This window comes from Azohydromonas lata (genome assembly GCF_034427735.1).
Taxonomy (GTDB): domain Bacteria; phylum Pseudomonadota; class Gammaproteobacteria; order Burkholderiales; family Burkholderiaceae_C; genus Azohydromonas; species Azohydromonas lata.
This window is the reverse complement of record NZ_JAXOJX010000269.1, coordinates 1-249: the sequence shown is the minus strand read 5'-3', so window position 1 is coordinate 249 and position 249 is coordinate 1. Positions and strand designations below refer to the sequence as shown.

1 protein-coding gene is annotated in these 249 nt (G+C 65.9%); it reads left to right on the top strand.

The window, feature by feature from the left end; all coding sequences use genetic code 11:
- Positions 1-23: 23 nt before the first annotated feature.
- A partial coding sequence (locus SM757_RS35345; RefSeq protein ID WP_322468917.1) for a hypothetical protein occupies positions 24-249 on the top strand: 226 nt, incomplete at its 3' end.

Sequence of the window (249 nt, the reverse complement as noted above, 5' to 3'; positions counted from 1 at the left end):
AGTACACCGGCACCGCCGGTGCGATGACTGCTGGGACCAAGGTGAGCGTCGGCAGCCAGAGCTACACGTTCAGCCAAGCGATTGCCGCCAACACGGTGGCGTTCACGCTCAAGGGCTTCAGCGCCGACATCGCGAACTTCGTGTCGTTGTCGGGTGACCTGGGCTTTGCCAAGACGGGCACGGACATCGTGGCCGTGGGCAGCAATGTGACGGCCGCGCTGAGCGCGGGCACGTCGGCTTCCCTGCGCT